Source organism: Mesorhizobium sp. URHB0026, assembly GCF_054059755.1.
This window is the reverse complement of sequence record NZ_JBSSCN010000001.1, coordinates 3,990,459-4,013,127: the sequence shown is the minus strand read 5'-3', so window position 1 is coordinate 4,013,127 and position 22,669 is coordinate 3,990,459. Positions and strand designations below refer to the sequence as shown.

24 protein-coding genes are annotated in these 22,669 nt (G+C 62.2%); 7 read left to right on the top strand and 17 right to left on the bottom strand.

Annotated elements, in window-relative coordinates; translation table 11 throughout:
- Positions 1-10 precede the first annotated feature (10 nt).
- The 3 genes from ACVWWD_RS19465 to rpsD form a co-directional block, all read right to left on the bottom strand.
- Positions 11-838, bottom strand: coding sequence for an inositol monophosphatase family protein (locus tag ACVWWD_RS19465; protein WP_352551724.1), 828 nt, complete (start codon positions 836-838; stop codon positions 11-13).
- Positions 828-1,715, bottom strand: a complete 888-nt coding sequence (ttcA, locus tag ACVWWD_RS19460; protein ID WP_352551722.1) for a tRNA 2-thiocytidine(32) synthetase TtcA — start codon at positions 1,713-1,715, stop codon at positions 828-830. Before ttcA ends, ACVWWD_RS19465 begins: the two co-directional genes overlap by 11 nt.
- A 148-nt stretch (positions 1,716-1,863) precedes the next feature.
- The gene (gene rpsD, locus ACVWWD_RS19455; RefSeq protein WP_023773182.1) at positions 1,864-2,481 is read right to left on the bottom strand and encodes a 30S ribosomal protein S4; all 618 of its coding nucleotides are present in this window, start codon (positions 2,479-2,481) and stop codon (positions 1,864-1,866) included.
- Positions 2,482-2,855: 374 nt separating this feature from the next.
- On the opposite strand from rpsD, the gene ACVWWD_RS19450 reads away from it, so the two are divergent.
- Positions 2,856-3,050, top strand: coding sequence for a hypothetical protein (locus ACVWWD_RS19450; RefSeq protein ID WP_023773183.1), 195 nt, complete (start codon positions 2,856-2,858; stop codon positions 3,048-3,050).
- A gap of 84 nt (positions 3,051-3,134) precedes the next feature.
- On the opposite strand, the gene ACVWWD_RS19445 is transcribed toward ACVWWD_RS19450, so the two are convergent.
- Positions 3,135-3,317, bottom strand: coding sequence for a DUF3008 family protein (locus ACVWWD_RS19445; RefSeq protein WP_015318153.1), 183 nt, complete (start codon positions 3,315-3,317; stop codon positions 3,135-3,137).
- Positions 3,318-3,476: 159 nt separating this feature from the next.
- On the opposite strand from ACVWWD_RS19445, the gene ACVWWD_RS19440 reads away from it, so the two are divergent.
- Positions 3,477-4,859, top strand: a complete 1,383-nt coding sequence (locus ACVWWD_RS19440) for an RNB domain-containing ribonuclease (protein ID WP_352551718.1) — start codon at positions 3,477-3,479, stop codon at positions 4,857-4,859.
- On the opposite strand, the gene murI is transcribed toward ACVWWD_RS19440, so the two are convergent.
- Together murI and ACVWWD_RS19430 are read right to left on the bottom strand one after the other, a co-directional pair.
- Positions 4,803-5,672: a glutamate racemase gene (gene murI, locus ACVWWD_RS19435; protein ID WP_352551716.1), complete on the bottom strand. Its 870-nt coding sequence runs from the start codon at positions 5,670-5,672 to the stop codon at positions 4,803-4,805. The two genes, ACVWWD_RS19440 and murI, sit on opposite strands and share 57 nt — an antisense overlap.
- Positions 5,665-6,582 carry an RNA methyltransferase gene (locus tag ACVWWD_RS19430; RefSeq protein ID WP_352563123.1) on the bottom strand — a complete coding sequence of 306 codons (918 nt, stop codon included), beginning with the start codon at positions 6,580-6,582 and terminating at the stop codon, positions 5,665-5,667. Before ACVWWD_RS19430 ends, murI begins: the two co-directional genes overlap by 8 nt.
- Positions 6,583-6,793: 211 nt before the next feature.
- On the opposite strand from ACVWWD_RS19430, the gene ACVWWD_RS19425 reads away from it, so the two are divergent.
- Together ACVWWD_RS19425 and ACVWWD_RS19420 are read left to right on the top strand one after the other, a co-directional pair.
- Positions 6,794-8,005: an NADP-dependent isocitrate dehydrogenase gene (locus ACVWWD_RS19425; RefSeq protein WP_023773187.1), complete on the top strand. Its 1,212-nt coding sequence runs from the start codon at positions 6,794-6,796 to the stop codon at positions 8,003-8,005.
- A 16-nt stretch (positions 8,006-8,021) separates the two neighbouring features.
- Positions 8,022-8,645: a glutathione S-transferase family protein gene (locus ACVWWD_RS19420; RefSeq protein ID WP_352551711.1), complete on the top strand. Its 624-nt coding sequence runs from the start codon at positions 8,022-8,024 to the stop codon at positions 8,643-8,645.
- A gap of 241 nt (positions 8,646-8,886) precedes the next feature.
- On the opposite strand, the gene alaS is transcribed toward ACVWWD_RS19420, so the two are convergent.
- Positions 8,887-11,553, bottom strand: coding sequence for an alanine--tRNA ligase (gene alaS / locus ACVWWD_RS19415; RefSeq protein ID WP_352666843.1), 2,667 nt, complete (start codon positions 11,551-11,553; stop codon positions 8,887-8,889).
- Between the two features lie 271 nt (positions 11,554-11,824).
- On the bottom strand, positions 11,825-12,925 hold the full coding sequence (gene recA, locus ACVWWD_RS19410) for a recombinase RecA (RefSeq protein WP_013895892.1): 1,101 nt from the start codon (positions 12,923-12,925) through the stop codon (positions 11,825-11,827).
- Positions 12,926-13,206: 281 nt separating this feature from the next.
- Between recA and ACVWWD_RS19405 the strand changes: the two genes are divergently transcribed.
- Both ACVWWD_RS19405 and ACVWWD_RS19400 read left to right on the top strand, forming a co-directional pair.
- Positions 13,207-14,151 carry a carbohydrate kinase family protein gene (locus ACVWWD_RS19405; RefSeq protein ID WP_023783862.1) on the top strand — a complete coding sequence of 315 codons (945 nt, stop codon included), beginning with the start codon at positions 13,207-13,209 and terminating at the stop codon, positions 14,149-14,151.
- 77 nt (positions 14,152-14,228) lie between these two features.
- Complete coding sequence (locus tag ACVWWD_RS19400) at positions 14,229-15,146, top strand: pseudouridine-5'-phosphate glycosidase (protein WP_352551707.1); 918 nt, start codon at positions 14,229-14,231, stop codon at positions 15,144-15,146.
- Positions 15,147-15,332: 186 nt separating this feature from the next.
- Here ACVWWD_RS19400 and ACVWWD_RS19395 read toward each other — a convergent pair whose 3' ends face one another.
- Positions 15,333-15,656 carry a TfoX/Sxy family protein gene (locus tag ACVWWD_RS19395; protein WP_023783860.1) on the bottom strand — a complete coding sequence of 108 codons (324 nt, stop codon included), beginning with the start codon at positions 15,654-15,656 and terminating at the stop codon, positions 15,333-15,335.
- 90 nt (positions 15,657-15,746) lie between these two features.
- On the opposite strand from ACVWWD_RS19395, the gene ACVWWD_RS19390 reads away from it, so the two are divergent.
- Positions 15,747-16,244: a GFA family protein gene (locus ACVWWD_RS19390; protein ID WP_352551704.1), complete on the top strand. Its 498-nt coding sequence runs from the start codon at positions 15,747-15,749 to the stop codon at positions 16,242-16,244.
- 29 nt (positions 16,245-16,273) lie between these two features.
- On the opposite strand, the gene ACVWWD_RS19385 is transcribed toward ACVWWD_RS19390, so the two are convergent.
- From ACVWWD_RS19385 to ACVWWD_RS19350, 8 genes are all read right to left on the bottom strand, one after another.
- A complete protein-coding gene (locus ACVWWD_RS19385; protein WP_023783859.1) occupies positions 16,274-16,630 on the bottom strand; it encodes a hypothetical protein in 357 nt (118 codons plus the stop codon).
- A gap of 68 nt (positions 16,631-16,698) precedes the next feature.
- Complete coding sequence (gene sufA, locus ACVWWD_RS19380) at positions 16,699-17,079, bottom strand: Fe-S cluster assembly scaffold SufA (RefSeq protein ID WP_023773196.1); 381 nt, start codon at positions 17,077-17,079, stop codon at positions 16,699-16,701.
- 100 nt (positions 17,080-17,179) lie between these two features.
- Positions 17,180-17,572, bottom strand: coding sequence for an SUF system Fe-S cluster assembly protein (locus tag ACVWWD_RS19375; RefSeq protein WP_352551701.1), 393 nt, complete (start codon positions 17,570-17,572; stop codon positions 17,180-17,182).
- A gap of 21 nt (positions 17,573-17,593) precedes the next feature.
- Positions 17,594-18,838, bottom strand: a complete 1,245-nt coding sequence (locus ACVWWD_RS19370) for a cysteine desulfurase (protein WP_023773198.1) — start codon at positions 18,836-18,838, stop codon at positions 17,594-17,596.
- 5 nt (positions 18,839-18,843) lie between these two features.
- On the bottom strand, positions 18,844-20,112 hold the full coding sequence (gene sufD / locus ACVWWD_RS19365; protein WP_023773199.1) for a Fe-S cluster assembly protein SufD: 1,269 nt from the start codon (positions 20,110-20,112) through the stop codon (positions 18,844-18,846).
- 40 nt (positions 20,113-20,152) lie between these two features.
- A complete protein-coding gene (gene sufC, locus ACVWWD_RS19360; protein WP_352551698.1) occupies positions 20,153-20,908 on the bottom strand; it encodes a Fe-S cluster assembly ATPase SufC in 756 nt (251 codons plus the stop codon).
- Between the two features lie 29 nt (positions 20,909-20,937).
- A complete protein-coding gene (sufB, locus tag ACVWWD_RS19355; RefSeq protein WP_023773201.1) occupies positions 20,938-22,455 on the bottom strand; it encodes a Fe-S cluster assembly protein SufB in 1,518 nt (505 codons plus the stop codon).
- Positions 22,456-22,496: 41 nt separating this feature from the next.
- Positions 22,497-22,646: a hypothetical protein gene (locus ACVWWD_RS19350; protein ID WP_023783858.1), complete on the bottom strand. Its 150-nt coding sequence runs from the start codon at positions 22,644-22,646 to the stop codon at positions 22,497-22,499.
- Between the last annotated feature and the right edge of the window lie 23 nt (positions 22,647-22,669).

The window sequence follows — 22,669 nt, the reverse complement described above, 5'->3', positions numbered from 1 at the left end:
AGGAATTGTCCTATTCCGCCCACAGCTCGCGGCGCAGTTCCTGCCAGCTGTCCTGGTCCGGCGCGACAAGGAGACCGCCATCGACATGCGAAGGCAGATAAGCGCTGCCGTCGATCCGAGCGGCATGGCCGCCGGCCTCCTGATGGATCAGCACGCCGGGCAGATGATCCCAGGGCATCAGCTTGTTGTAGACGACAAAATGCGCATGCCCGCTCGCCAGCAGGCGATATTCGTGAGCAGCGCAGCGGTAGGCGAACTGCGACAGTGCCTTGGTCTGGTTGCGCGCCAGGCGCGAGCGCTCCGGTTCGTCGAGATATTGCCAGGAGACCGCGCCGGTCATCCGCGAGATCGGCACGGGCGGCGCCACATGCACTTTCTCCAGGCTGCCATTGGAATGGCTGATATGGCTTCCGGCGCCCCTGGCGGCGATAAGCCAGTCCTTGCCCACCGGATCATGGATGATGCCCGCGACCGTCTCCCCCCTGACCACGACCGCCAGCATGACCCCAAACAGCGGCACGCCGGACGCGAAATTGAAGGTCCCGTCGACCGGGTCGACGGTGAACGCCAGTTCGGCATCGCCCAAGCCGTCGAGCAGCGCCGGATCTTCGGAGCAGGCCTCCTCGCCCACCACCATGGCAGAGGGATAACGCTCGCGCAGCCTGGCGGTGATCAGCCGCTCGGCGTTGACATCGGCCTCCGTCACCAGGTCGGCGGCGGAAGTCTTCTGCCTGACGTCGCCGTCGCCCAGTCGGCGAAAGCGCGGCATGATTTCTGCTTGGGCTGCCTCGGCCAGAATGCCGGCCAGCCAGTCGATCGCGGTGTCGTCAAATGTCATCGGAAATGTCTTGCCTGATCGCGAGGGTTTCATTGAGGGCGGCGAAATCGAACAGCTTTCGGTCGAGCAAATGCGACGGCCTGGTGTTGGACAGAGCGCGAATCATGGTGTCCTTGCGGCCGGGCATGCGCTTTTCGATGTCCTCGAGCATCGCCTTCATGGCGTTGCGCTGCAGCCCTTCCTGGCTGCCGCAGAGATCGCAAGGGATGATCGGGAACCTCATCGCGGCAGCGAATTTCTCCAGATCGATTTCGGCACAGTAGCTCAGCGGCCGCAACACCATGACGTCGCCTTCGTCGTTGAGCAGTTTTGGCGGCATGGCGGCAAGCCGGCCGCCATGGAACAGGTTCATGAAGAAGGTTTCGAGGATGTCCTCGCGATGATGGCCGAGGACCAGGGCCGAGCAGCCTTCCTCGCGAGCGATCCTATAGAGATGGCCGCGCCGCAGCCGCGAGCAGAGCGAGCAATAGGTGCTGCCTTCAGGGAGCTTGTCGGTGACGACCGAATAGGTGTCCCGGTATTCGATGCGGTGCGCTATGCCGTTGGTGTGGAGATATTCGGGCAGGATATGCTTGGGGAAATTCGGCTGGCCCTGGTCGAGATTGCAGGCCAGCAACTCGACTGGCAGCATCCCGCGCCAATTGAGATCAAGCAACATGGCCAGCAGACCGTAGGAATCCTTGCCGCCCGATAGCGCGACCAGCCAGCGCTCGCCCGGCTTCACCATCGAAAAATCCTCGATCGCCTGGCGGGTCAGCCGCAGCAGTCGCTTGCGCAGCTTGTTGAACTCGACCGAGGACGGTACATCGGCGAACAGCGGGTGAGAGCCGCCTTCGGCGGCCGGTTCAAGTGTTTCGATGTCAGGCTGCATGTTCATGGCGCGACGCCCAGGATGTGACTTGCGCCCGGCTTAGCGCATTGTCCGGAAAATCGAAATTGATTTTAGCGACACACCGCAAAGCGGGTGCCCAAAACAAAAGGCCGCCTACGAGGGCGGCCTTCCGGTATCGCAAAAAAGCGTTCGCTTAGCGCGAGTAGAATTCGACGACCAGGTTCGGTTCCATCTGCACGGCGAACGGAACGTCCGCCAGGCCCGGGATGCGCGAGAAGGTCGCGACCATCTTGTTGTGATCGGCTTCGATGTAGTCCGGCACGTCGCGCTCGGCGAGGCCGACCGATTCAAGGACGATCACCAGCTGCTTCGACTTTTCGCGCACTTCGACGACATCGCCCGGCTTGCAGCGATACGAGCCGATGTTGACGCGCTTGCCGTTGACGTTGACGTGGCCGTGGTTGACGAACTGACGGGCGGCGAAAATGGTCGGCACGAACTTGGAGCGGTAGACGACCGCGTCGAGACGCGATTCGAGCAGGCCGATCAGGTTCTCCGAAGTGTCGCCCTTGCGGCGATCGGCCTCTTCATAGACCTTGCGGAACTGCTTTTCCGACACGTCGCCGTAGTGGCCCTTCAGCTTCTGCTTGGCACGGAGCTGCAGGCCGAAGTCGGAAAGCTTGCCCTTGCGGCGCTGGCCATGCTGGCCGGGGCCGTATTCACGCTTGTTGACCGGGGACTTAGGGCGGCCCCAGATATTTTCGCCGAGACGGCGGTCGATCTTGTATTTCGCGGATTCGCGCTTGCTCATCGCATTCCCTTTCAAAAACAACACACCCGGCACCTCATGGTCCGGGTGAAGGAAACGCGCCCTCCTCTGGCCTCCGTTTTCGAGACCTGACAGGGTTTTCCCACGCAACGCGGCGGAAAACCCACGGGACACGTCAGTTCAAACAGGATCGGAAACGATTGTCGTGACAGATCTTGCGTATACAAAACAAACACCGGACATCGCTGCCCGGCGTTGGCGGCTGGTTAAACCGAGATTTAACCGATGTCAAGCTTGTGAGTGGCGCGGCACAACGCAACCCTATAGCGTCCAAGGCGTTGATGCGATGCCGATGCGGCGGGAGGTTTTGCGCCAGCGGCACCAGGAAGGGACTGGAGCTAGAGGAGCTTAATTGCATGAAGAAGTTTTTCCTTACCCTGGCAGGCGCCGCGGTGCTTGCTGGGTCGATGGCGGTGGCGCCTGAGCCGGCCATGGCGCGTCATTGGCACGGCCACAAGCAGGTTTGCCGCGTCATCGTGAAGAAGCGCGTGGTGTGGCGGCATGGCCATCGCAGAGTGATCGTCGAGAGAGTACGGCGCTGCCGCTGGTAAGGATGTTCAACGCCACAATCCCGGGCCAGCGAACGTCGCTGGCCCTTTTTCATTCCAGGATAGTCTGGCTCGAAGCGCTCAATCCTAGGATTTTTTCTCCGGTAGTCCCTTGCGCTTCGTCTCGGCGAATTCCTCGAGCTGCTTTTCATTCATCGATTCATACATGCCCTTGGAAGCGCCCTTGAGTTCGCTTTTCTTGGTCTCGCCGCGTTTGGCGGAGAGTGCGGCGCCGGCGGCTTTCTGCTGGGCTTTCGAAGTGGCTGGCATGGCGGGTCTCCTTTGCTGTCAGGAGAAACGCCATGCTTCGGCAGCGGTTCCAGCGCCAGCGGCGCGGCTCCCGGTCCGCTTGGTGCCAGTCCGAGGCCACGCTCGGCGATTTTCGTCAGCAGCCTTCCCGTGTCCGGAGCCCCAGTGTAGGACGGCTAAATGAAATCCCTGACCGATCCCTCACAGGTTCTCGCCACTGGACTGACGAAAATACGCGCCGAATTCCACGTGCCGGACGGATTTCCGGCTGATGTGCTTGCGGCGGCGGAGGCGGCGGCCAAACGTGTGCCCAACCAGCATGCCGATCGGACTGATATCCTGTTCGTCACGCTCGATCCGGCTGCTTCCACCGATCTTGACCAGGCGTTCTCGATCGAGGCGAGCGGTGGCGATCTTCTGCTGCATTACGCCATCGCCGACGTGGCCTGGTTCGTCGAGGACGGCGACGCGATCGATCGCGAAGCCTGGACGCGGGGCGAGACGCTTTACTTGCCGGACGGCAAGGCCGGGCTCTACCCCCCGGTGATTGCCGAGGGCGCGGCAAGCCTGTTGCCGGATGGACCCCGTCCGGCTGTCATCTTCACGGTTCGGGTTGCGCAGGACGGCGCGACGAAGCTGGACGGCGCGGAGCGGGCAATCATTCAAAGCCGCGCGAAGCTCGCCTATGACAGGGTGAAGGCCTCGGATGTCCCGACCGGCTTCGCCGAAATGGCGCGGCGCATGGCGACGAACGAACAGCGCCGTGGGGCTTCCCGCGTCGACCCACCCGAGCAGGAGGTGGAAAGGCTCGCCGACGGCACATTCCGGCTTTCGTTCAGACCACTGCTGCAATCCGAGCAGGACAACGCCGCGCTTTCGCTGGCCGCCAACATGGCGATTGCCGATGCCATGCTTGCGCATCATACCGGCCTGTTTCGGGTGATGTCGGGGCCGGATGCCTTCAAGGTTCAAAGGCTGCGCAACGCCGCACAGGCTCTCGGATTGTCCTGGCCGGCTTCCACCAGTTTGAGGGACTATCAGCGAACCCTCGATCCGACCGATCCGCATCAGGCGGCGCTGATGCTGGAAATCCGCCATGCGAGCCCCGGCGCATCTTATCAACCGTATCAGGACGGCGTTGTCCCCTGGCATGAGGCGATGGCCGCGACCTATGCCCACGCAACGGCGCCTCTAAGGCGCCTTGCCGACCGCTATGTCGTTCGCTGCGCGCTGGCTATCGCCAACGGCCAGCCCGTGCCCCAGCCTGTCACCGAGGCGTTCGCCAGATTGCCGAAGGCGATGGGACGTGCGGATAGTCGCGCTTCGCAGATCAACCACGCGGCCATCGACCTTGCCGAGGCGGTAATGCTGGAGGGGCGCGAGGGCGAGACGTTCAAAGCCGTCGTCACCGACTTCGTCGACCATGGCGTGCGCATTCAGCTTGCCGACATGGCTGTCGTTGCCACCGTGAAGGCCTCGGGGCTCAGACAGGGCGATGGTCTGACGCTAAGGCTGGTCCTGGCCGATCCGGATCAACGCAGCATCGTCTTCGAACCTGTTTGAGTGGCGGGCGGTTTTGCCACTGTCCAAGTGCACGGTCAGCCCGAACCCCTGCATCAGGCGGCTGACTGCAAAGTCCGCCTTGCCCGAGGTGAAAACCGCGATGTCAGGCTCGGTTTGCGGCAGCGCGCCATCGATGGGCGGCAGCAGCGAAAGGGCGCGCCGTGCGATCGCCTCGGCCGGATCGATCCAGTCGACCGGCCAGGGGGCGGTCTTGCGCATGCGATTGACCAGAAAAGGATAGTGCGTGCAGGCCAGCACGACGATGTCGGTGCGCCTGCCGTCCCACTCGATGAAGCATGGCGCGATCTCGGCGCGCACGACCTCCTCGTCGACGAAGCCCTCGCGCATATAGGCTTCGGACAGGCCAGCCAGCCTGTCGCTGCCGACCAGGCGGACATGACATTTCTGCGCCCATTTGCTGATCAGGTCGCGCGTGTACTGGCGCTTCACCGTGCCCGGCGTCGCCAGCACCGAGACCAGCCCGGAGCGCGTGCGCTCGGCCGCCGGCTTGACCGCTGGCACCGTGCCGACGAAGGGATGGCCGGGAAATCTTTCGCGCAGCGCGTCGATCACCAGTGTCGAGGCGGTGTTGCAGGCGATAACGGAGATAGCCGGCGCAAACCGGTCGAGCAGTTTGGCGAATAGGCCGAGTATATGCTCCTTTAGGGCCGGCTCCTCCCAGGCGCCAAAAGGAAAAGCGGCATCGTCGGCGACATAGATGAAGCGCCGGTCGGGCATCAGGACGCGTGCCTCGCGCAACACGGTCAGACCGCCGACGCCGGAATCGAACATCAGGATCGGCTGGTCAGTCATTGTCGGTTCCCTTGCCGCCCAGCGGCGGCGTGTCCGTGTCGTCGCCAGCGTCCGGTGCCCGGCCAGCCGCCTCCGCCTTGCGGGCGCGCGCGGCGGCCGCGGGCAAACGCCTCGGGTCATCGCCAGGTGACCCATCGCCGCGCGGCATCGCCGGTGAGAACCGGTCGAGCGAAGAGATTATGCCGCGCAGCACCTTGAGCTCCGGTTCCGCAAAGCCTGCCCGCGTCAGCACGGCGCGCAGATTGTCGACCATTTTCGGCTTCTTCGGCGCCGGCCTGAAATATCCGCGCGCCTCGAGCGCGCCTTCGAGATAGGCGAACAGGCCGTGCAATTCTTCCTTGCTGGCCGGCTTCATGTCAGGGCCGGTAAAGTTCGTCCTGGTCTCGTCCTCCAGGCCCGACTTCATCCACTCGTAGGACATCAGCAAGGCCGCCTGGGCGATGTTGAGCGAGGAGAAATCAGGATCGACCGGGAAAGTGACGATCTCGTCGGCGAGGCCAACCTCGTCATTGTAGAGGCCGAAGCGCTCGCGACCGAACAGGATGCCGGTGCGCTGCCCCATTCCGTGACGGGCGCGCAGCATCCTGCCCGCTTCCACTGGGCCGCGCACGGATTTGAAGCCGTCGCGTTGCCTGGCGGTGGTGGCGAAGACGAAGTTCAGGTCGGCAAGTGCCGAGGCCAGATCGTCGAAAACCTTGACGGCATCGATGACGTGGTCGGCACGGCTGGCGGCGGCACGCGCCTTCTCGCTCGGCCAGCCATCGCGCGGATTGACCAGACGCAGTTCCGACAGTCCGAAATTGGCCATGGCGCGCGCGACCATGCCGATATTCTCGCCGAGCTGCGGCTCGACAAGGATGATCGCCGGGCCGGCGGCTGCGGTGCTATCGGGGTCTTTGGTGATGGGCATGGTTGTCAATGAACTGCTGTTTGCGGCATTTCAGCGTCCCCTGCCATATTCGGCCGCGAAAATGAAGCATTCGCAAATGACGGCGCCGTGGCCTCACATTCGTGACCGTCGCCGTTTGCGTGGCCAAAAGCGCTTTGATATACGGGCGGCATCCCCGGCCGACGCCACGCGGGCAAGGCCGTCCCATTCCCAGCAACGAGGCATTCTTTCCATGGCGAAGATCAAGGTGGCGAACCCGGTCGTCGAACTCGACGGCGACGAGATGACCCGCATCATCTGGCAGTTCATCAAGGACAAGCTGATCCACCCTTATCTCGACCTCAAGCTCGAATATTACGACCTGGGCGTCGAGCATCGCGACGCCACCAACGACCAGGTGACCATCGATTCGGCCAACGCCATCAAGAAATACGGTGTCGGCGTGAAATGCGCGACCATCACCCCCGACGAGCAGCGCGTCGAGGAATTCAAGCTGAAGAAGATGTGGAAATCGCCGAACGGCACCATCCGCAACATTTTGGGCGGCACCATCTTTCGCGAGCCGATCATCATGAAGAACGTGCCGCGCCTGGTGCCCGGCTGGACCAAGCCGATCATCGTCGGCCGCCACGCCTTCGGCGACCAGTATCGCGCCACTGATTTCCGCTTTCCCGGCAAGGGCAAGCTGACGATCAAGTTCGTCGGCGAGGACGGCCAGGTCATCGAGCACGATGTGTTCGACGCGCCCGGCGCCGGTGTCGCCATGGCCATGTACAATCTCGACGAGTCCATCCGCGAATTCGCCCGGGCGTCGCTGAACTACGGCCTGCTGCGCAACTATCCGGTCTACCTGTCGACCAAGAACACCATCCTCAAGGCCTATGACGGCCGCTTCAAGGATATTTTCCAGGACGTTTACGAGGCTGAATTCGAGGCCGAGTTCAAGTCGAAGAAGCTTTGGTACGAGCACCGCCTGATCGACGACATGGTGGCCTCGAGCCTGAAATGGTCGGGCGGCTATGTCTGGGCCTGCAAGAACTATGACGGCGACGTCCAGTCCGACACGGTGGCGCAAGGGTTCGGTTCGCTCGGCCTGATGACCTCGGTGCTGATGACGCCCGATGGCAAGACCGTCGAAGCGGAAGCCGCGCACGGCACCGTGACGCGCCACTATCGCCAGCATCAGAAGGGCGAGGAAACCTCAACCAATTCGATCGCGTCGATCTTCGCCTGGACGCGAGGCCTCGCGCACCGCGCCAAGCTCGACGACAACGTCGAACTGAAGCGTTTTTCCGAGACGCTGGAAAAGGTCTGCATCCAGACTGTCGAGAGCGGCTTCATGACCAAGGACCTGTCGCTCTTGATCGGCCCCGATCAGCCTTGGCTCTCGACCACCGGCTTCCTCGACAAGATCGACGAGAATTTGCAGAAAGCGATGGCCTAACCCACCTCGAGGACAAATGGGCAAGCCGGTCGTCTACGGCGCGGATTACAGCGTCTATGTACGCATTGTCCGGCTTGCGCTCGAGGAGAAAGGCATTGCCTACGACATAGTGCCGGTCGACATCTTTGCAGAAGGTGGCGCGCCGGCATGGTACGGCAAACACCATCCCTTCGGCCGCATCCCGGCCTTCGAGCATGACACTTTCCGCCTTTTCGAGGCGAGCGCGATCGCTCGCTACGTCGACGAGGGTTTTGAGGGCCCTGCTCTCCAGCCGACCGATCCGCGCGCCCGCGCAACCATGAACCAGATCATCGGCATGCTCGACGCCTATGCTTACAGGGCGATGGTATGGGACGTCGCCGTCGAGCGGTTGGAGAAGGCGGAGCCGGACGTGGCTTTGATCGCCAATGGCGTTCGGCAAGCCGAGACGGTGCTCAAGGTGTTGACGTCACTGAAGGCAAAAGGCCCATGGTTGCTCGGCAACCAGCTGACGCTTGCCGATCTGCACGCGGCGCCGATCATCGCCTACTTCGTCAAGGTTCCAGAAGGGCACAACTTGCTGACGCAGTTTACAGGCATCTGGGATTTGTATTTGCGAATGGCTGGCCGCCCGAGCTTCGTGCGTACCGAAAAAGCGTAATTCGAGGTGAGCTTCCTCGACGTCAGCGCCGCCCCTCATTGCCCTGCCGGGCCTTTCTCTCCGTGAACGGGGAGAAAGAGGCTGGTCGCGTTGCCGGCGCTCTCCTGCAACGAGGGCGATTGGCGAAGGCCGCGACGAAAGCGCCCTTCTCCCCGTTCAACAGGGAGAAGATGGCGGCAGCCAGACGAGGGGCGGCGCTGCCCTAAGAGAAAGGATTTCGCCTAGCCCCACGCGTGGGTAGCTACGCTGCTTCCAGCGCCGCCCTCACTGCCGCGATCGCATCATCGGCCTTCGACGCATCCGGGCCGCCGGCCTGGGCCATGTCGGGGCGGCCGCCGCCGCCCTGCCCGCCCAATGCGGCGGAGGCCACGCGAACAAGGTCGACGGCGCTGAAGCGGCTGACGAGATCATCGGTGACTGCGACCACGACGCTCGCCTTGTTGTCCTCGCCGGCGCCAACGAACACGACGACGCCAGAGCCCAACGAAGTCTTGCCCGCGTCGGCCAACGGTTTCAGGTCCTTCGGCGAGACACCTGACACCGCCTTGCCGAGGAAGCCGACGCCAGCGACAATCTCGTTGGCGGCAGGAGCATCGGCAGGCGACCCGCCGCCCAGCGCCAGCTTCTTGCGCGCTTCGGTCAAGTCCTTCTCGAGCTTTTTGCGCTCCTCGAGCAGCGCTTCGACGCGCGCTGGCACATCCGCGGGCGATATCTTAAGCGTCGCCGCCGTGGTCTTCAGGCGTCGGTCCTGCTCATCGAGATGCCTACGCGCGGCTTCGCCGGTCAACGCCTCGATGCGGCGCACGCCGGCGGCGACAGCACCATCCGAGACGATGCGCACCAGGCCGATATCGCCGGTCGCCCTGACATGCGTGCCGCCGCAGAGCTCGACCGAATAAGGCCGGTTGGCCTTGGCGCCATGCAAGCCCGTGCCCATCGACACGACGCGCACCTCATCGCCATACTTCTCCCCGAACAGCGCCATCGCGCCCTCTGCAATGGCGTCGTCGACTGACATCAGGCGCGTGGTCACCGGGCCATTCTGCACGACGATCTCGTTGGCCATGCGCTCGACCTCTTCCAGCTCCTGCGCGGAGATCGGCTTGTTGTGCGAGATGTCGAAGCGCAGACGCTCGGGTGCGACCAGCGAGCCCTTCTGCGCGACATGGGTGCCCAGCACCTCGCGCAACGCCTCGTGGATCAGGTGCGTCGCGGAGTGGTTGGCGCGCAGCCTGGAGCGCCTGGCATGATCGACCTTCAGTTCGACCGCGGCACCCGCCCTGACCATGCCTGCGACCACCTTGCCGAGATGCACGAAAAGGCCATCGGCCTTCTTCTGCGTGTCGGAAACCTCGATCGAGAAGCCCTCGCCCGAGATCATGCCGGTGTCACCCATCTGGCCGCCGGACTCGCCATAGAAGGGCGTCTGGTTGACGACCACGGCGACCGCATCGCCCTTGCCGGCGCTGTCGACGGTCTTGCCATCCTTGACCAGCGCCTCGATGAGGCCTTCCGCCTGCTCGGTTTCGTAGCCGAGGAATTCGGTGGCGCCGGTCTTCTCACGCACGGAAAACCAAACCGTCTCGGTGGCGGCCTCGCCGGACCCGGCCCAGTGCTTGCGCGCCTCCGCCTTCTGCTGCTCCATCGCATTGGTGAAACCGGCAAGGTCGACCGAGATGCCGCGCTGCCGCAGCGCATCCTGCGTCAGGTCGAGCGGGAAACCATAGGTGTCGTAGAGCTTGAACGCCGTTTCGCCATCGAGCATGTCGCCGGCGCCGAGCTTCTCCGTCGCCTCGGAGAGCAGCCCGAGGCCACGCACCAGCGTCTTGCGGAAGCGGGTCTCCTCGAGTTTCAGGGTCTCGGCAATCATCGTTTCGCCGCGTGCCAGTTCGGGATAGGCCTGGCCCATCTCGCGCACCAGCGCCGGCACCAGCTTCCACATCAGCGGCTCGTTCGCCCCCAGCAACTGCGCATGGCGCATGGCGCGGCGCATGATGCGGCGCAGCACATAGCCGCGGCCTTCGTTCGACGGCAGCACGCCGTCGGCGACCAGGAAGGAGGACGAGCGCAGATGGTCGGCAATGACGCGGTAGGACGCGACCGTTTCGGCGTCGGGCGCGCGCCCAAGTGCCGAGGACGCCGCATCGATCAAATGACGAAACAGGTCGGTCTCGAAGACGCTCTCCACCCCTTGCAGGATGGATGCCATGCGCTCCAGGCCCATCCCTGTGTCGATCGACGGGCGCGGCAGGTCGACCCGCTCCTCTTTCGTCACCTGCTCGTACTGCATGAACACCAGGTTCCAGAATTCAAGGAAGCGATCGCCGTCTTCCTCGGGACTGCCGGGAGGCCCACCCCAGATGTGCTCGCCACGATCGATGAAGATTTCCGAGCATGGTCCGCAAGGACCGGTGTCGCCCATCGCCCAGAAATTGTCGGAGGTCGGGATGCGGATGATGCGATCGTCGGAGAAACCAGCGATCTTCTTCCAGAAGCCGGCTGCCTCGTCGTCCGTGTGATAGACGGTGACCAGCAGCTTGTCCTTCTTCAGCCCGAACTCCCTGGTGATGAGGTTCCAGGCAAGCTCGATGGCACGCTCCTTGAAGTAATCGCCGAAAGAGAAATTGCCCAGCATCTCGAAGAAGGTCAGGTGGCGCGCGGTATAGCCGACATTGTCGAGATCGTTGTGCTTGCCGCCGGCGCGAACGCTTTTCTGAGCTGTGGTGGCACGCGAATAGGGTCGCTTCTCCAAACCGGTGAAGACGTTCTTGAACTGCACCATGCCGGCATTGGTGAACATCAATGTCGGATCGTTGCGCGGCACGAGCGGGCTCGAGGCCACGACCTCGTGGCCCTCCTTGCGGAAATAGTCGAGAAAGGTCGACCGGATCTCGTTGACGCCACTCATGGATACTGCCTTTTCAAGAGAGCCGCCGGCCGGACCGGCGGGAGATGGCTCTGTATTTTCTAGAAGATGCAGTTGGCCTTTTAGCCGTAGCTCTTGACCCTGTCCAGAAACACGGAATTAAGCCAATTCGCGCTTTGCACCGGCACTTGCGGGGCCGCCCAAACGAAAACCGCCAGCGCGATGGCCGGCGGTTTGGAACGCGGTACTACAGAACTCTGTTACTTAAGCATCGGGTAATAGGCTGGATTTATGGCCAAACTCCGGCCGTTGCCTACATCGCGCCGGCTTCGTCCTCAAAACCGTCGTCGCCATTGCCCTCGGAGCCACCATTTTCGAGGAATTTTTCGGCGATCAATCCGGCATTCTGCCTGAGCGCCAGCTCGATCTCGCGCGCGGTGTCGGGATTGTCGCGCAGGAACAGTTTCGCATTCTCGCGGCCCTGGCCGAGACGTTGCGAATTGTAGGAGAACCAGGCGCCCGATTTCTCGACCACGCCGGCCTTGACGCCAAGATCGACCAGTTCGCCGGTCTTGGAGACGCCCTCGCCATACATGATGTCGAACTCGACCACCTTGAAGGGCGGCGCCAGTTTGTTCTTGACCACCTTGACGCGGGTCTGGTTGCCGACGACCTCGTCGCGATCCTTGACCGAGCCGATACGGCGGATGTCGAGGCGAACCGAAGCGTAGAATTTCAGTGCGTTGCCGCCGGTCGTGGTTTCGGGCGAACCGAACATGACGCCGATCTTCATGCGAATCTGATTGATGAAGATGACCATGGTGTTGGAGCGCGAGATCGAGGCGGTCAGCTTGCGCAGCGCCTGGCTCATCAGGCGGGCCTGCAGGCCCGGCAGCGAATCGCCCATCTCGCCCTCGATCTCGGCACGCGGCGTCAGCGCCGCCACCGAATCGACCACCAGCACGTCGATGGCGCCGGAACGCACCAGCGTGTCGCAAATCTCCAGCGCCTGCTCGCCGGTGTCGGGCTGCGAGATCAGCAGGTTTTCAAGATCGACGCCGAGCTTGCGGGCGTAGACCGGATCGAGCGCGTGTTCGGCATCGACGAAGGCGCAGATGCCGCCCTTCTTCTGGGCTTCGGCCACGGTGTGCAGGGCCAGGGTCGTCTTACCCGAGCTTTCCGGCCCATAGATCTCGATGATACGGCCGCGCGGCAGGCCACCGACGCCGAGCGCGATGTCGAGACCGAGCGAGCCGGTCGGCACCGTTTCGATCTCGACGACCTGCTCGTTGGCGCCGAGCCGCATGATCGAGCCCTTGCCGAAAGCCCGCTCGATTTGCGACAGCGCCGCATCCAGAGCCTTTGATTTGTCCACTGCCTTATCCTCTACCAGCCGCAAAGAATTCTGAGCCATGATACATCACCCCTTGGTCGTCAATGAAGGCCGGACAATCCGTAATCCCTGCCATTTTGTACCTTTTTTGTTCTCATTTGGCAAGGGGTGACAACCAACTGAAAAACAATCGATATTGCGATTTGTTCTTTTTTTGTCTCGCAATTCCGGGCATGAACGGGCTGCGCATTGGGCCAGACGGCTCGATCGTATCGCCCGGCCGAATCGCCGACCCGCATGCGGAGCTCTGTCGCGCACTCTAGCGCTTGTGCGGCTGCAACAACAAAGGTCATATCGCCGCCATGGTGAAATCCCCGAAGATACTAGCCGTGGGCGGCGCCCATATCGACCGGCGTGGCCAGGTGTACGGTCCCTACGTGCCGGCCGCCTCCAACCCCGGCACGATGCGCGAGGATGTCGGCGGGGGCGTCTTCAATGCGTTGCGCAGCATGGTGCGGCGCGGCGTGTCGGCCTCCCTGTTGTCGATGCGGGGCGGCGATGCGTCGGCCGATACGGTTTCACGGGCCATCGCCGAGGCAGGCATCGCTGATCTTTCGGCGGTGTTCCTCGACCGTACCACGCCGAGCTACACGGCATTGATCGATCGCGAGGGCGAATTGATCGTCGGCTTTGCCGACATGGCGCTGTATGACCTGGCTTTTCCCAAACAGATCAGGCGTTCCAAGATACGCCAGGAGGTGGCCGCCGCCGATGCCATCCTGTGCGACGCCAATTTGCCGTCGGCCGCCCTGGAGCGGCTGCTGTCGCTCGCCGCCGGCAAACCGGTTTTCGCCATCGCGATTTCGCCGGCGAAGGTAACGCGGCTGATACCGGTTCTCGGCGGGCTGGCCCAGCTCTTCATGAACCGGCGAGAGGCCGTCGTGCTGGCAGGCGTCAATGCAGGGGCCGCCGAGCGGGAAATGGTCGATGGGTTGCGGTGCAGCGGCCTTGCCCGCGGCGTGGTCACGGCCGGTAACGGCCCTGTGCTGGGTTTCGACGAGGCAGGCGCCTTTTCGATCCTGCCGCCCGTCCCCAGAAAAGTCGCCGATGTCACCGGCGCCGGCGACGCGCTGGCAGGTGCGACGGTCGCAGCACTGCTGCGCGGCCTGCCACTGCGCCAGGCCGTGCGCGAGGGCGTCGCCGCGGCAACGCTGGCCATCGAAAGCGCCAATGCAGTGCCCGAATTCACCGCGGCGAGCTTCGCGGAAGCGCTGGCCCTTGTGCCGGATGCCAGGGAAGTGGCATGAGACCGGCAAATTCATAACGCGCATCGAAGCCACGCTTTCCTGATGGATGCGCCGCACTCCGGATTGGAGATCAGAGAATGACGCCAGAGACCGCTCGCCCCTTCATCGATATCCACGTACCGGTGGCGCAGGCCCTGGCCGCCGGGCGCCCGGTGGTGGCGCTCGAAAGTACCATCATCACCCATGGCATGCCCTACCCCGACAATGGCGCCATGGCGGCCAATGTCGAAAAGATCATCGCTGACGGCGGCGCGGTGCCTGCAACCATCGCGGTGGTCAACGGCCGCATCAAGATCGGGCTTTCGGACGGCGAACGCGAATCGCTGGCGATGACCGGTGACGCCATGAAGCTGTCGCGCGCCGATCTCGGCTTCGCCGTCGCGCAAGGCCGCACCGGTGGCACCACCGTCGCCGCTACCATGATCGCGGCTGATATGGTCGGGATAAAGGTGTTCGCCACCGGCGGCATTGGCGGCGTGCACAAGGGGGCGGAAAAGAGCTTCGACATCTCGGCCGACCTCGATGAATTGGCGCGTACACCGGTCATCGTCGTCTCGGCCGGCGCCAAGGCGATCCTCGACATCGAAAAGACGCTGGAAGTGTTGGAGACCCGCGGCGTGCCCGTGGTCGGCCATGGCTGCGAGACGATGCCGGCCTTCTGGTCGCGGCAGTCACCGTTCCGGGCGCCATTGACCTTGCACAGACCGGAAGATATCGCGCATTTCTACCGGACACGCCTCGCTCTGGGCTCGGGCGGCGGCATGCTGATTGCCAATCCCGTGCCGGAATCCCACGAAATCCCCGCTGAAGAAATGGCGGGCTACATCGAAGCCGCCCAAAAGGCGGCCGAAGCCCTCAACGTCACCGGCAAGGCCGTGACGCCGTTCCTGCTGGGAAAAATCCTCGAACTCACCGGCGGCCGCAGCCTGAAGACCAACATCGCGCTGGTCGAGAACAATGCAAGGCTGGCGGCTGAGATCGCCAAGGCGCTGTAGGGTCTGCCAAGAAAGTCCCCCCTCATCCGGTTTGCCAAGGTCGAATTACCGGGAGCAATTCGGGGCAATCCGACCTCTCCCCGAGGGGAGAGGAGCTTGCAGCTTCAACGCAAACCTCTTCTCCCGGCGGGGAGAAGGTGGCCGCGAAGCGGCCGGATGAGGGGGTGGCCTCGCGCTGGCGGGAGCCTACTTCCCCGCCCGCCGCCCAGCCTCATAGGCGCGTCGCGCCCACACCGTCATTTCGTCGGGATCGTCGAAAGCGCTGTCGGGAATGCTCCAATAGGGCATTGCGACAAGCTTGCCGTGGCGAGAGCCGGTGTAGGTCCATTGCCGGCAGCCCGCGGCTTGGAACTCCGATGCGCTCTGCTCGTCGGCTTTCAGCAGCAATTCGCCGCGCAGCACGATGGCGACGATGACGCCGTCGAAATAGATGCCCTTGCCGCCGAATAGTTTTCGGATGCTGACCGGACCGAGGCCGTCGAACAGTTCTGCTATGCGCTCATTGTCCATGCCGCGATCATGTCACCGGCATTTGGCCTTGTCATCGCCGCAACCAAAATCATGCTGACAGGTTGTGACTATCCTGTCGGAGTTTTTGCCATGCCTGTGCTGCTCAAGGGGTCCTGTCGCTGCGGCGCCGTGCGTTTCGAGGTGGAAAGCCACACACCCGTGCCATTCATGCTGTGCTACTGCTCGATCTGTCGCAAGCAGCAGGGCGGCGGCGGCTTCGCCATCAATCTCGGCGCCGTCAACGACACGCTGAACATCAGAGGCAAGAGCAATCTCGGCGTCTATCGCGCCGAGATCGAGGATGACGAGCATCCCCACTGCGAGATCTCGACCGTGGAGCGCAATTTTTGCCGCAAATGCGGGTCGGCGCTCTGGCTCTACGACCCAACCTGGCCAGAGCTGGTGCATCCCTTCGCGTCGGCGATCGACATCGACCTGCCCAAGCCGCCGGAGAAGGTGCATCTGATGCTGAAATACAAGGCGAACTGGGTCGAGCCTGATGTCGGACCGAGCGACAAGGTGTTCGAGGTCTATCCCGAGGAATCGATCGCCGACTGGCACAAGCGGACCGGCATGTGGGTTGAGTAGCGATTTCCACTACAAGAAGAATCATGTTCCTAGAGCGCTTTGATCATCCTGTAGAGCCCGCCAAAAGCGGCTATCAAACCAAAAATGGTTGAAATTCCAAGCAGTACAGCCATATCGATTCTATCTGCCTTGAACGCGTAAATTCCAAACAAACCGGTAACGGCTGGAATACACAACTCGAACGCAACGTACATGAGCATAATATTTACTGGTATAGGTTTACACAATATATGTAAATCAAGAGACATCCGTATCTCTCTGTTACTCAAATTCATGTCCAAAAATAGATTACGCTTAGCGTATCGGTAAACACGGTGGTATGCGAAATAGGCAAACGCCATTATTAATAGCGATGCGAAAACCAGTGGTACGATTTGGCTGTCCATGGAAATTCGCCTCAAAAGCCATCAAATTCTGACACCGGCAAATTATACAATGGTGCGCTGGCCGCGCTTCAGGCCGTGGCGCGCGCCTCGGCCAGCGCTTTGAGATCGGCCGGCTTCAGTTCGACGGATTCGCCGCAGCCGCAGGCCGAACTCTGGTTCGGGTTGTGGAAGGTGAAGCCGGTGCGCAACGTCGTCTGCTCGAAATCCATCTCGGTGCCGAACAGGAAAAGGGCGGCTTCCGGCGCCACATAGACATGGGCGCCATCGCGCTCGATATGGTCGTCCTTGGTGTTGGGGTCGGTCACCAGGTCGACCGTATATTCCATGCCGGCGCAGCCGCCCTTCTTGATGCCAAGGCGGATGCCATGCGCGTTTTCGCGCGTGGCGACGATCTCGCGCACCCGGTCGGCGGCCTTATCGGTCATCGTGATGACGGCAAAGCGTCCCATGTTTTCCTTCTCCATTCCATGCAGGTTCAAGGCCTGCCGAATGATTCCTCACCTAAAATGGTGAAGTTTTACCACTGGCGCAAGTGTGCCAGGTTCGGCGCTAGTACCAGCCCACCGCCACCTGCGCCTCTTCCGACATGCGGTCGGGCGTCCAGGGCGGGTCGAAGGTCATATTGACCTCGACGCCGGAGACGCCCTCGACGGCGCCGACGGCATTTTCCACCCAGCCAGGCATTTCGCCGGCCACAGGGCAGCCGGGCGCGGTCAGCGTCATGTCGATCTTGACCGAGCGGTCGTCGTCGACGTCGATCTTGTAGACGAGGCCAAGCTCGTAGATATCGGCCGGGATTTCCGGGTCGTAGACCGTCTTCAGCGCCGAGACGATGTCGTCGGTCAGCCGTGCCAGCTCATCGGCGGGGATGGCCGAGGCGGAAACGACGCTGTTGCCGGCGGCTTCCGGCGTAGCTTCGGTGGTGGTGCTCACATCATCCATGGTCGTTACCCGAAAAAATCGTCATCCGAAGAATTTGCGCGCTTTTTCAAGCGCCTCGGCCAAAGCGTCGACTTCGGCCCTGGTATTATACATGCCGAACGATGCCCTGCATGTGGAGGTTACGCCAAAGCGTTTCAACAGCGGCTGGGCGCAATGGGTGCCGGCACGGACCGCCACGCCTTGCCTATCTATCACCATCGACACGTCATGAGCATGAATACCCCTTAGTTCGAAGGAGATGATGGCGCCCTTGCCGGGTGCGTCGCCAAAGATGCGCAGCGAGTTGATGGCGCGCAGGCGTTCGTGGGCGTAGGTCTTGAGGTCTTCCTCATGCGCGGCGATGCGCTCACGACCGACAGAGTCCATGTAGTCGAGCGCGGCGCCCAACCCGATCGCCTGGACAATCGGCGGCGTGCCGGCCTCGAAGCGATGCGGCGGGTCGTTGTAGGTGACGATGTCTTCCGTCACCTCCTCGATCATCTCGCCGCCGCCCATGAAGGGCCGCATGCCGGCGAGACTATCCTTCTTGCCGTAGAGCACACCGATGCCCGAGGGACCATAGACCTTGTGGCCGGTGAAGACGAAGAAATCGCAATCGAGATCCTGGACGTCCACGGCCATGTGCACCGCGCTCTGGCTGCCGTCGACAAGCACCGGAATTCCACGCGCATGCGCGATGCGCACGATCTCCTTGATCGGTGTCACCGTGCCCAGCGCGTTCGACATTTGCGTGATGGCGACGAGCTTGGTGCGGCTGGTCAGCCGTTTCTCGAATTCCTCGATATGGAAGACGCCGAGATCGTCAACCGGCACCCAGACCAGCTTGGCGCCCTGCCGCTCGCGGATGAAGTGCCAGGGCACGATGTTGGAATGGTGCTCCATGATCGACAGCACGATCTCATCGCCCTCGCCGATATTGGGCATGCCATAGCCATAGGCGACGGTGTTGATGGCCGACGTCGTGTTGGAGGTGAAGACGATGTTGTCGGTGCTTGGCGCGTTGAGGAAACGGCGCACCGTTTCCCGCGCCTTTTCGTACGCGTCGGTGGCGGCATTGGACAGGAAATGCAGGCCGCGGTGGACGTTGGCGTATTCCTGGCTGTAGGCGTGCTGGATCGTGTCGAGCACCACCCGCGGTTTCTGTGCCGAGGCGCCATTGTCTAGATAGACCAGTGGCTTGCCATAGACTTCCCGCGACAGGATCGGGAAGTCGCGGCGGATCGCCTCGACGTCGTAGAAATCTCCAATCTTGCCCGGTGCGTTCATCAGCTTCACCCGTGCGTCACAAACCACTCATCGAGCTTCGCTTCCAGCGCCTCGACAATCGTCTCGTCGTCCAGTTCCTCGATCACCTCGGCGACGAAGGCTTTGACCAGCAGACCGCGCGCGCTCTTTTCGTCGACACCGCGCGCCATCAGGTAGAACAGATGGTCGTGGTCGATCTCGGTCACCGTCGCGCCGTGGCCGCAGACGACGTCGTCGGCGAAAATCTCGAGTTCGGGCTTGGTCGAGAACTCGCCGTCGTCCGACAGCAACAGCGTGTTGCAGGCCATCTTAGCGTTGGTCTTCTGCGCATATTGATGGACGTTGATGCGGCCCTGGAAGACGCCACGCGCCTTGCCGGTCACCACATTGCGGACGATCTCCGTCGAGGTCGTGTGCGGCACGGCGTGGTCGAGCACCATGGTCACGTCAGTGTGGGTGTCGCCGGCGAGCAGGTTGATGCCGCGCAATTGGAAGTCGGCGCCTTCGCCTGTCGTCCTGACCATGATCTCCTGGCGCACAAGCTTGCCGCCGGCGTTCATGACGAACAGCGTCAGTTTCGCGTTCTTGCCGATATGGGCCTTGAACTGTGCCAGATGCGTCGCCGTCTCCGGCTGCTCCTGCACGATCAGCCACGTTACCTCGGCGCCTTCGCCGAGCACGAGTTGGCTGACAGAACTGACCAGCGCCGCGCCATCGCCCGCCTGACGCTCGACGATCACGGCCTTGGCGCCGGCGCCGGCGCGAACGGCCAAGCGCACATGGGTCTGGCCGCCGGCCTGCAAATTCTGCAGCTCGAACGGCTTTTCCAGTTCGGCGCCATCGGCGATGTCGATGAAGTAGCCGTCGGCGACGAAAGCCGTGTTCAGCGCACCGATGGCATCGTCATTGCCATAGGGATCCAGGCCCGGCGCGATGCTGCCGTCAATCAGCTTTTCCGACAGGCGCTGGACGCTGACGCCCTCGACAACCGGCGCCTTGGCGCTCGATACGCCGTTCAACAGGCTCAGAACCGTCGAACCTTCAACGATTGGCGCAATCGCTTTCGCCGCCGCGGCCGGGTCGAACTCCGGCACCGCGCTCAAAAGGCGGCGCAGGTCGGTATAATGCCAGGATTCGATGCGTCTCGTCGGCAAGCCGTGCTTGATCGTTTCGATGGCGTCGTCGCGCTTCAGCATTACCGCGCCGTCGCCCGGCAACAGCGACAGCCTGTCGCCGAACGCGTCGATCAACGCGGTCTCGGCCGGTGTGCGCTGCGGTTGTGAATGCATATTCATCAGCTTTGCCCCGTCTTTTGGCACAAAATGACCTGGCATCTCACGCGGCTTCGCCGATCACGCCGGCATAGCCATTGGCTTCGAGGTCGAGCGCCAGGGACTTGTCGCCCGACTTGATGACCTGGCCCTTGTAGAGCACGTGCACGCTGTCGGGCACGATGTGCTCGAGCAGGCGCTGGTAGTGGGTGATGACCAGGAACGCACGGTCGGGCGCGCGCAACGCGTTGACGCCGTCCGAGACGATCTTCAGCGCATCGATGTCGAGGCCGGAATCGGTCTCGTCGAGCACGCAGAGTTTCGGCTCCAGAAGCTTCATCTGCAGGATCTCGGCACGCTTCTTCTCCCCGCCGGAAAAACCGACATTGAGCGGCCGCTTCAGCATCGCCATGTCCATGTTGAGCGAGGCGGCGGCTTCCTTCACGCGCATGAGGAATTCCGGGATTTTCAGCGGCTCTTCACCACGCGCCTTGCGCTGCTCGTTCATGGCCACCTTGAGAAATTCCATGGTCGCGACGCCCGGTATCTCCATCGGATACTGGAAGGCGAGGAAAATTCCCGATGTAGCGCGCTCGGCCGGATCCATTTCGAGGATCGACTGGCCGTTGTAGAGGATGTCGCCTTCGGTCACCTCATAGTCCTCGCGGCCGGCGAGGATGTACGACAGCGTCGACTTGCCGGAGCCGTTCGGGCCCATGATCGCGGCGACCTCGCCGGCTTTCACCGTCAGGTTCAGGCCGCGGATGATCTCGGTGCCGTCATCGACGATGCGGGCGTGCAGGTTCTTGATCTCAAGCATTCTTTGTTTCCTGAATATTTATCTGGGCGTCAGCCCACGGAACCTTCCAGCGAGATGCCGATCAGCTTCTGCGCCTCGACGGCGAACTCCATCGGCAGCTGCTGGATGACGTCCTTGACGAAGCCGTTGACGATCAGCGCAATGGCTTCCTCCTCGGGAATGCCGCGCTGCATGACGTAGAATTTCTGGTCCTCGGAAATCTTCGACGTCGTCGCTTCGTGCTCGAACTGCGCCGTCGAGTTCTTGGCTTCCATGTAGGGCACGGTGTGGGCGCCGCACTGGTCGCCGATCAGCAATGAATCGCAGTTGGTGAAGTTGCGGGCATTGGTCGCCTTGCGGTGCGCCGAGACCTGGCCGCGATAGGTGTTCTGCGAGAAGCCGGCGGCGATGCCCTTGGAGATGATGCGGCTCGACGTGTTCTTGCCGAGATGGATCATCTTGGTGCCGCTGTCGACCTGCTGGTAGCCGTTCGACACGGCGATCGAATAGAATTCGCCTGAGGAATCGTCGCCGCGCAGGATACAGCTCGGATACTTCCAGGTGATTGCCGAGCCGGTCTCGACCTGCGTCCACGAAATCTTCGAACGGTCGCCACGGCAGTCACCGCGCTTGGTGACGAAATTGTAGATGCCGCCCTTGCCCTCGGCGTCGCCGGGGTACCAGTTCTGCACCGTCGAATATTTGATTTCGGCATCGTCGAGCGCGACCAGTTCGACCACCGCCGCATGAAGCTGGTTCTCGTCGCGTTGCGGCGCCGTGCAGCCCTCGAGATAGGAGACGTAAGCCCCTTCCTCGGCGATGATCAGCGTGCGCTCGAATTGTCCGGTGTTCTTCTCGTTCATGCGGAAATAGGTCGATAGCTCCATCGGGCAGCGCACCCCCTTCGGCACGAAGACGAAGGACCCATCCGTGAACACGGCCGAATTCAGTGTGGCGTAGTAATTGTCGGAGGTCGGCACGACCGAGCCGAGATATTTCCGCACCAGTTCAGGATGCTCGCGGACGGCTTCGGAGATCGAGCAGAAGATGACTCCGGCCTGTGCCAGTTCCTTTTTGAAGGTGGTGACGACGGACACGGAATCGAAAACAGCGTCGACGGCAACCCGGCCCGACTTGTAGACATTGTCGCTGGCTTCCTCGAACTCCGAGGCGTCGGTCTTCTGGACGCCTGCGAGGATCTCCTGCTCCTTCAATGGAATGCCGAGTTTCTCGTACACCTTCAAGATCTCAGGATCGACGTCGCTGAGCGAAGTCGGTCCGGGCGTGCTCTTGGGCGCCGCGTAATAGTAGATGTCCTGGAAATCGATCTTGGGATAGTTGACGCGCGCCCAGGTCGGCTCTTCCAGCGTCAGCCAGCGCCGATAGGCTTCGAGGCGCCATTCCAGCATCCAGGACGGTTCGTCCTTCTTGGCCGAAATGAAACGGATGATGTCTTCGCTCAGGCCCTTGGGAGCCTTGTCGACGGCGATCTCGGTCTGGAATCCGTATTTGTATTGGTCGACGTCGATCTTTCGGACCCGATCGATCGTGTCCTGCACAGCAGGCATATGCGTTCTCCATCCACGCCGGGGTCAAGGCCCGACAGTTTTCAAACTATGGCACCGCCAAATGGACGCCCGAGCAGCATCCGCGGCAGCGTAAGTTCAATATAGTGCGCCTCGACCGGAAATTCACCCGGCCAGCATGAAACGCACGGCTCGACCGGGCCAAAGGGCCCAAATCCTTTTTTCTCAAGCATCGGATTTTCCGGTCCGATGCCCA

Bases quoted from the DNA above. Each gene is read 5' to 3' on its own strand.
- ACVWWD_RS19465 (WP_352551724.1), bottom strand. From the start codon at position 838: ATGACATTTGACGACACCGCGATCGACTGGCTGGCCGGCATTCTGGCC.
- ttcA (WP_352551722.1), bottom strand. From the start codon at position 1,715: ATGAACATGCAGCCTGACATCGAAACACTTGAACCGGCCGCCGAAGGC.
- rpsD (WP_023773182.1), bottom strand. From the start codon at position 2,481: ATGAGCAAGCGCGAATCCGCGAAATACAAGATCGACCGCCGTCTCGGC.
- ACVWWD_RS19450 (WP_023773183.1), top strand. From the start codon at position 2,856: ATGAAGAAGTTTTTCCTTACCCTGGCAGGCGCCGCGGTGCTTGCTGGG.
- ACVWWD_RS19445 (WP_015318153.1), bottom strand. From the start codon at position 3,317: ATGCCAGCCACTTCGAAAGCCCAGCAGAAAGCCGCCGGCGCCGCACTC.
- ACVWWD_RS19440 (WP_352551718.1), top strand. From the start codon at position 3,477: ATGAAATCCCTGACCGATCCCTCACAGGTTCTCGCCACTGGACTGACG.
- murI (WP_352551716.1), bottom strand. From the start codon at position 5,672: ATGACTGACCAGCCGATCCTGATGTTCGATTCCGGCGTCGGCGGTCTG.
- ACVWWD_RS19430 (WP_352563123.1), bottom strand. From the start codon at position 6,582: ATGCCCATCACCAAAGACCCCGATAGCACCGCAGCCGCCGGCCCGGCG.
- ACVWWD_RS19425 (WP_023773187.1), top strand. From the start codon at position 6,794: ATGGCGAAGATCAAGGTGGCGAACCCGGTCGTCGAACTCGACGGCGAC.
- ACVWWD_RS19420 (WP_352551711.1), top strand. From the start codon at position 8,022: ATGGGCAAGCCGGTCGTCTACGGCGCGGATTACAGCGTCTATGTACGC.
- alaS (WP_352666843.1), bottom strand. From the start codon at position 11,553: ATGAGTGGCGTCAACGAGATCCGGTCGACCTTTCTCGACTATTTCCGC.
- recA (WP_013895892.1), bottom strand. From the start codon at position 12,925: ATGGCTCAGAATTCTTTGCGGCTGGTAGAGGATAAGGCAGTGGACAAA.
- ACVWWD_RS19405 (WP_023783862.1), top strand. From the start codon at position 13,207: ATGGTGAAATCCCCGAAGATACTAGCCGTGGGCGGCGCCCATATCGAC.
- ACVWWD_RS19400 (WP_352551707.1), top strand. From the start codon at position 14,229: ATGACGCCAGAGACCGCTCGCCCCTTCATCGATATCCACGTACCGGTG.
- ACVWWD_RS19395 (WP_023783860.1), bottom strand. From the start codon at position 15,656: ATGGACAATGAGCGCATAGCAGAACTGTTCGACGGCCTCGGTCCGGTC.
- ACVWWD_RS19390 (WP_352551704.1), top strand. From the start codon at position 15,747: ATGCCTGTGCTGCTCAAGGGGTCCTGTCGCTGCGGCGCCGTGCGTTTC.
- ACVWWD_RS19385 (WP_023783859.1), bottom strand. From the start codon at position 16,630: ATGGACAGCCAAATCGTACCACTGGTTTTCGCATCGCTATTAATAATG.
- sufA (WP_023773196.1), bottom strand. From the start codon at position 17,079: ATGGGACGCTTTGCCGTCATCACGATGACCGATAAGGCCGCCGACCGG.
- ACVWWD_RS19375 (WP_352551701.1), bottom strand. From the start codon at position 17,572: ATGGATGATGTGAGCACCACCACCGAAGCTACGCCGGAAGCCGCCGGC.
- ACVWWD_RS19370 (WP_023773198.1), bottom strand. From the start codon at position 18,838: ATGAACGCACCGGGCAAGATTGGAGATTTCTACGACGTCGAGGCGATC.
- sufD (WP_023773199.1), bottom strand. From the start codon at position 20,112: ATGAATATGCATTCACAACCGCAGCGCACACCGGCCGAGACCGCGTTG.
- sufC (WP_352551698.1), bottom strand. From the start codon at position 20,908: ATGCTTGAGATCAAGAACCTGCACGCCCGCATCGTCGATGACGGCACC.
- sufB (WP_023773201.1), bottom strand. From the start codon at position 22,455: ATGCCTGCTGTGCAGGACACGATCGATCGGGTCCGAAAGATCGACGTC.
- ACVWWD_RS19350 (WP_023783858.1), bottom strand. From the start codon at position 22,646: ATGCTTGAGAAAAAAGGATTTGGGCCCTTTGGCCCGGTCGAGCCGTGC.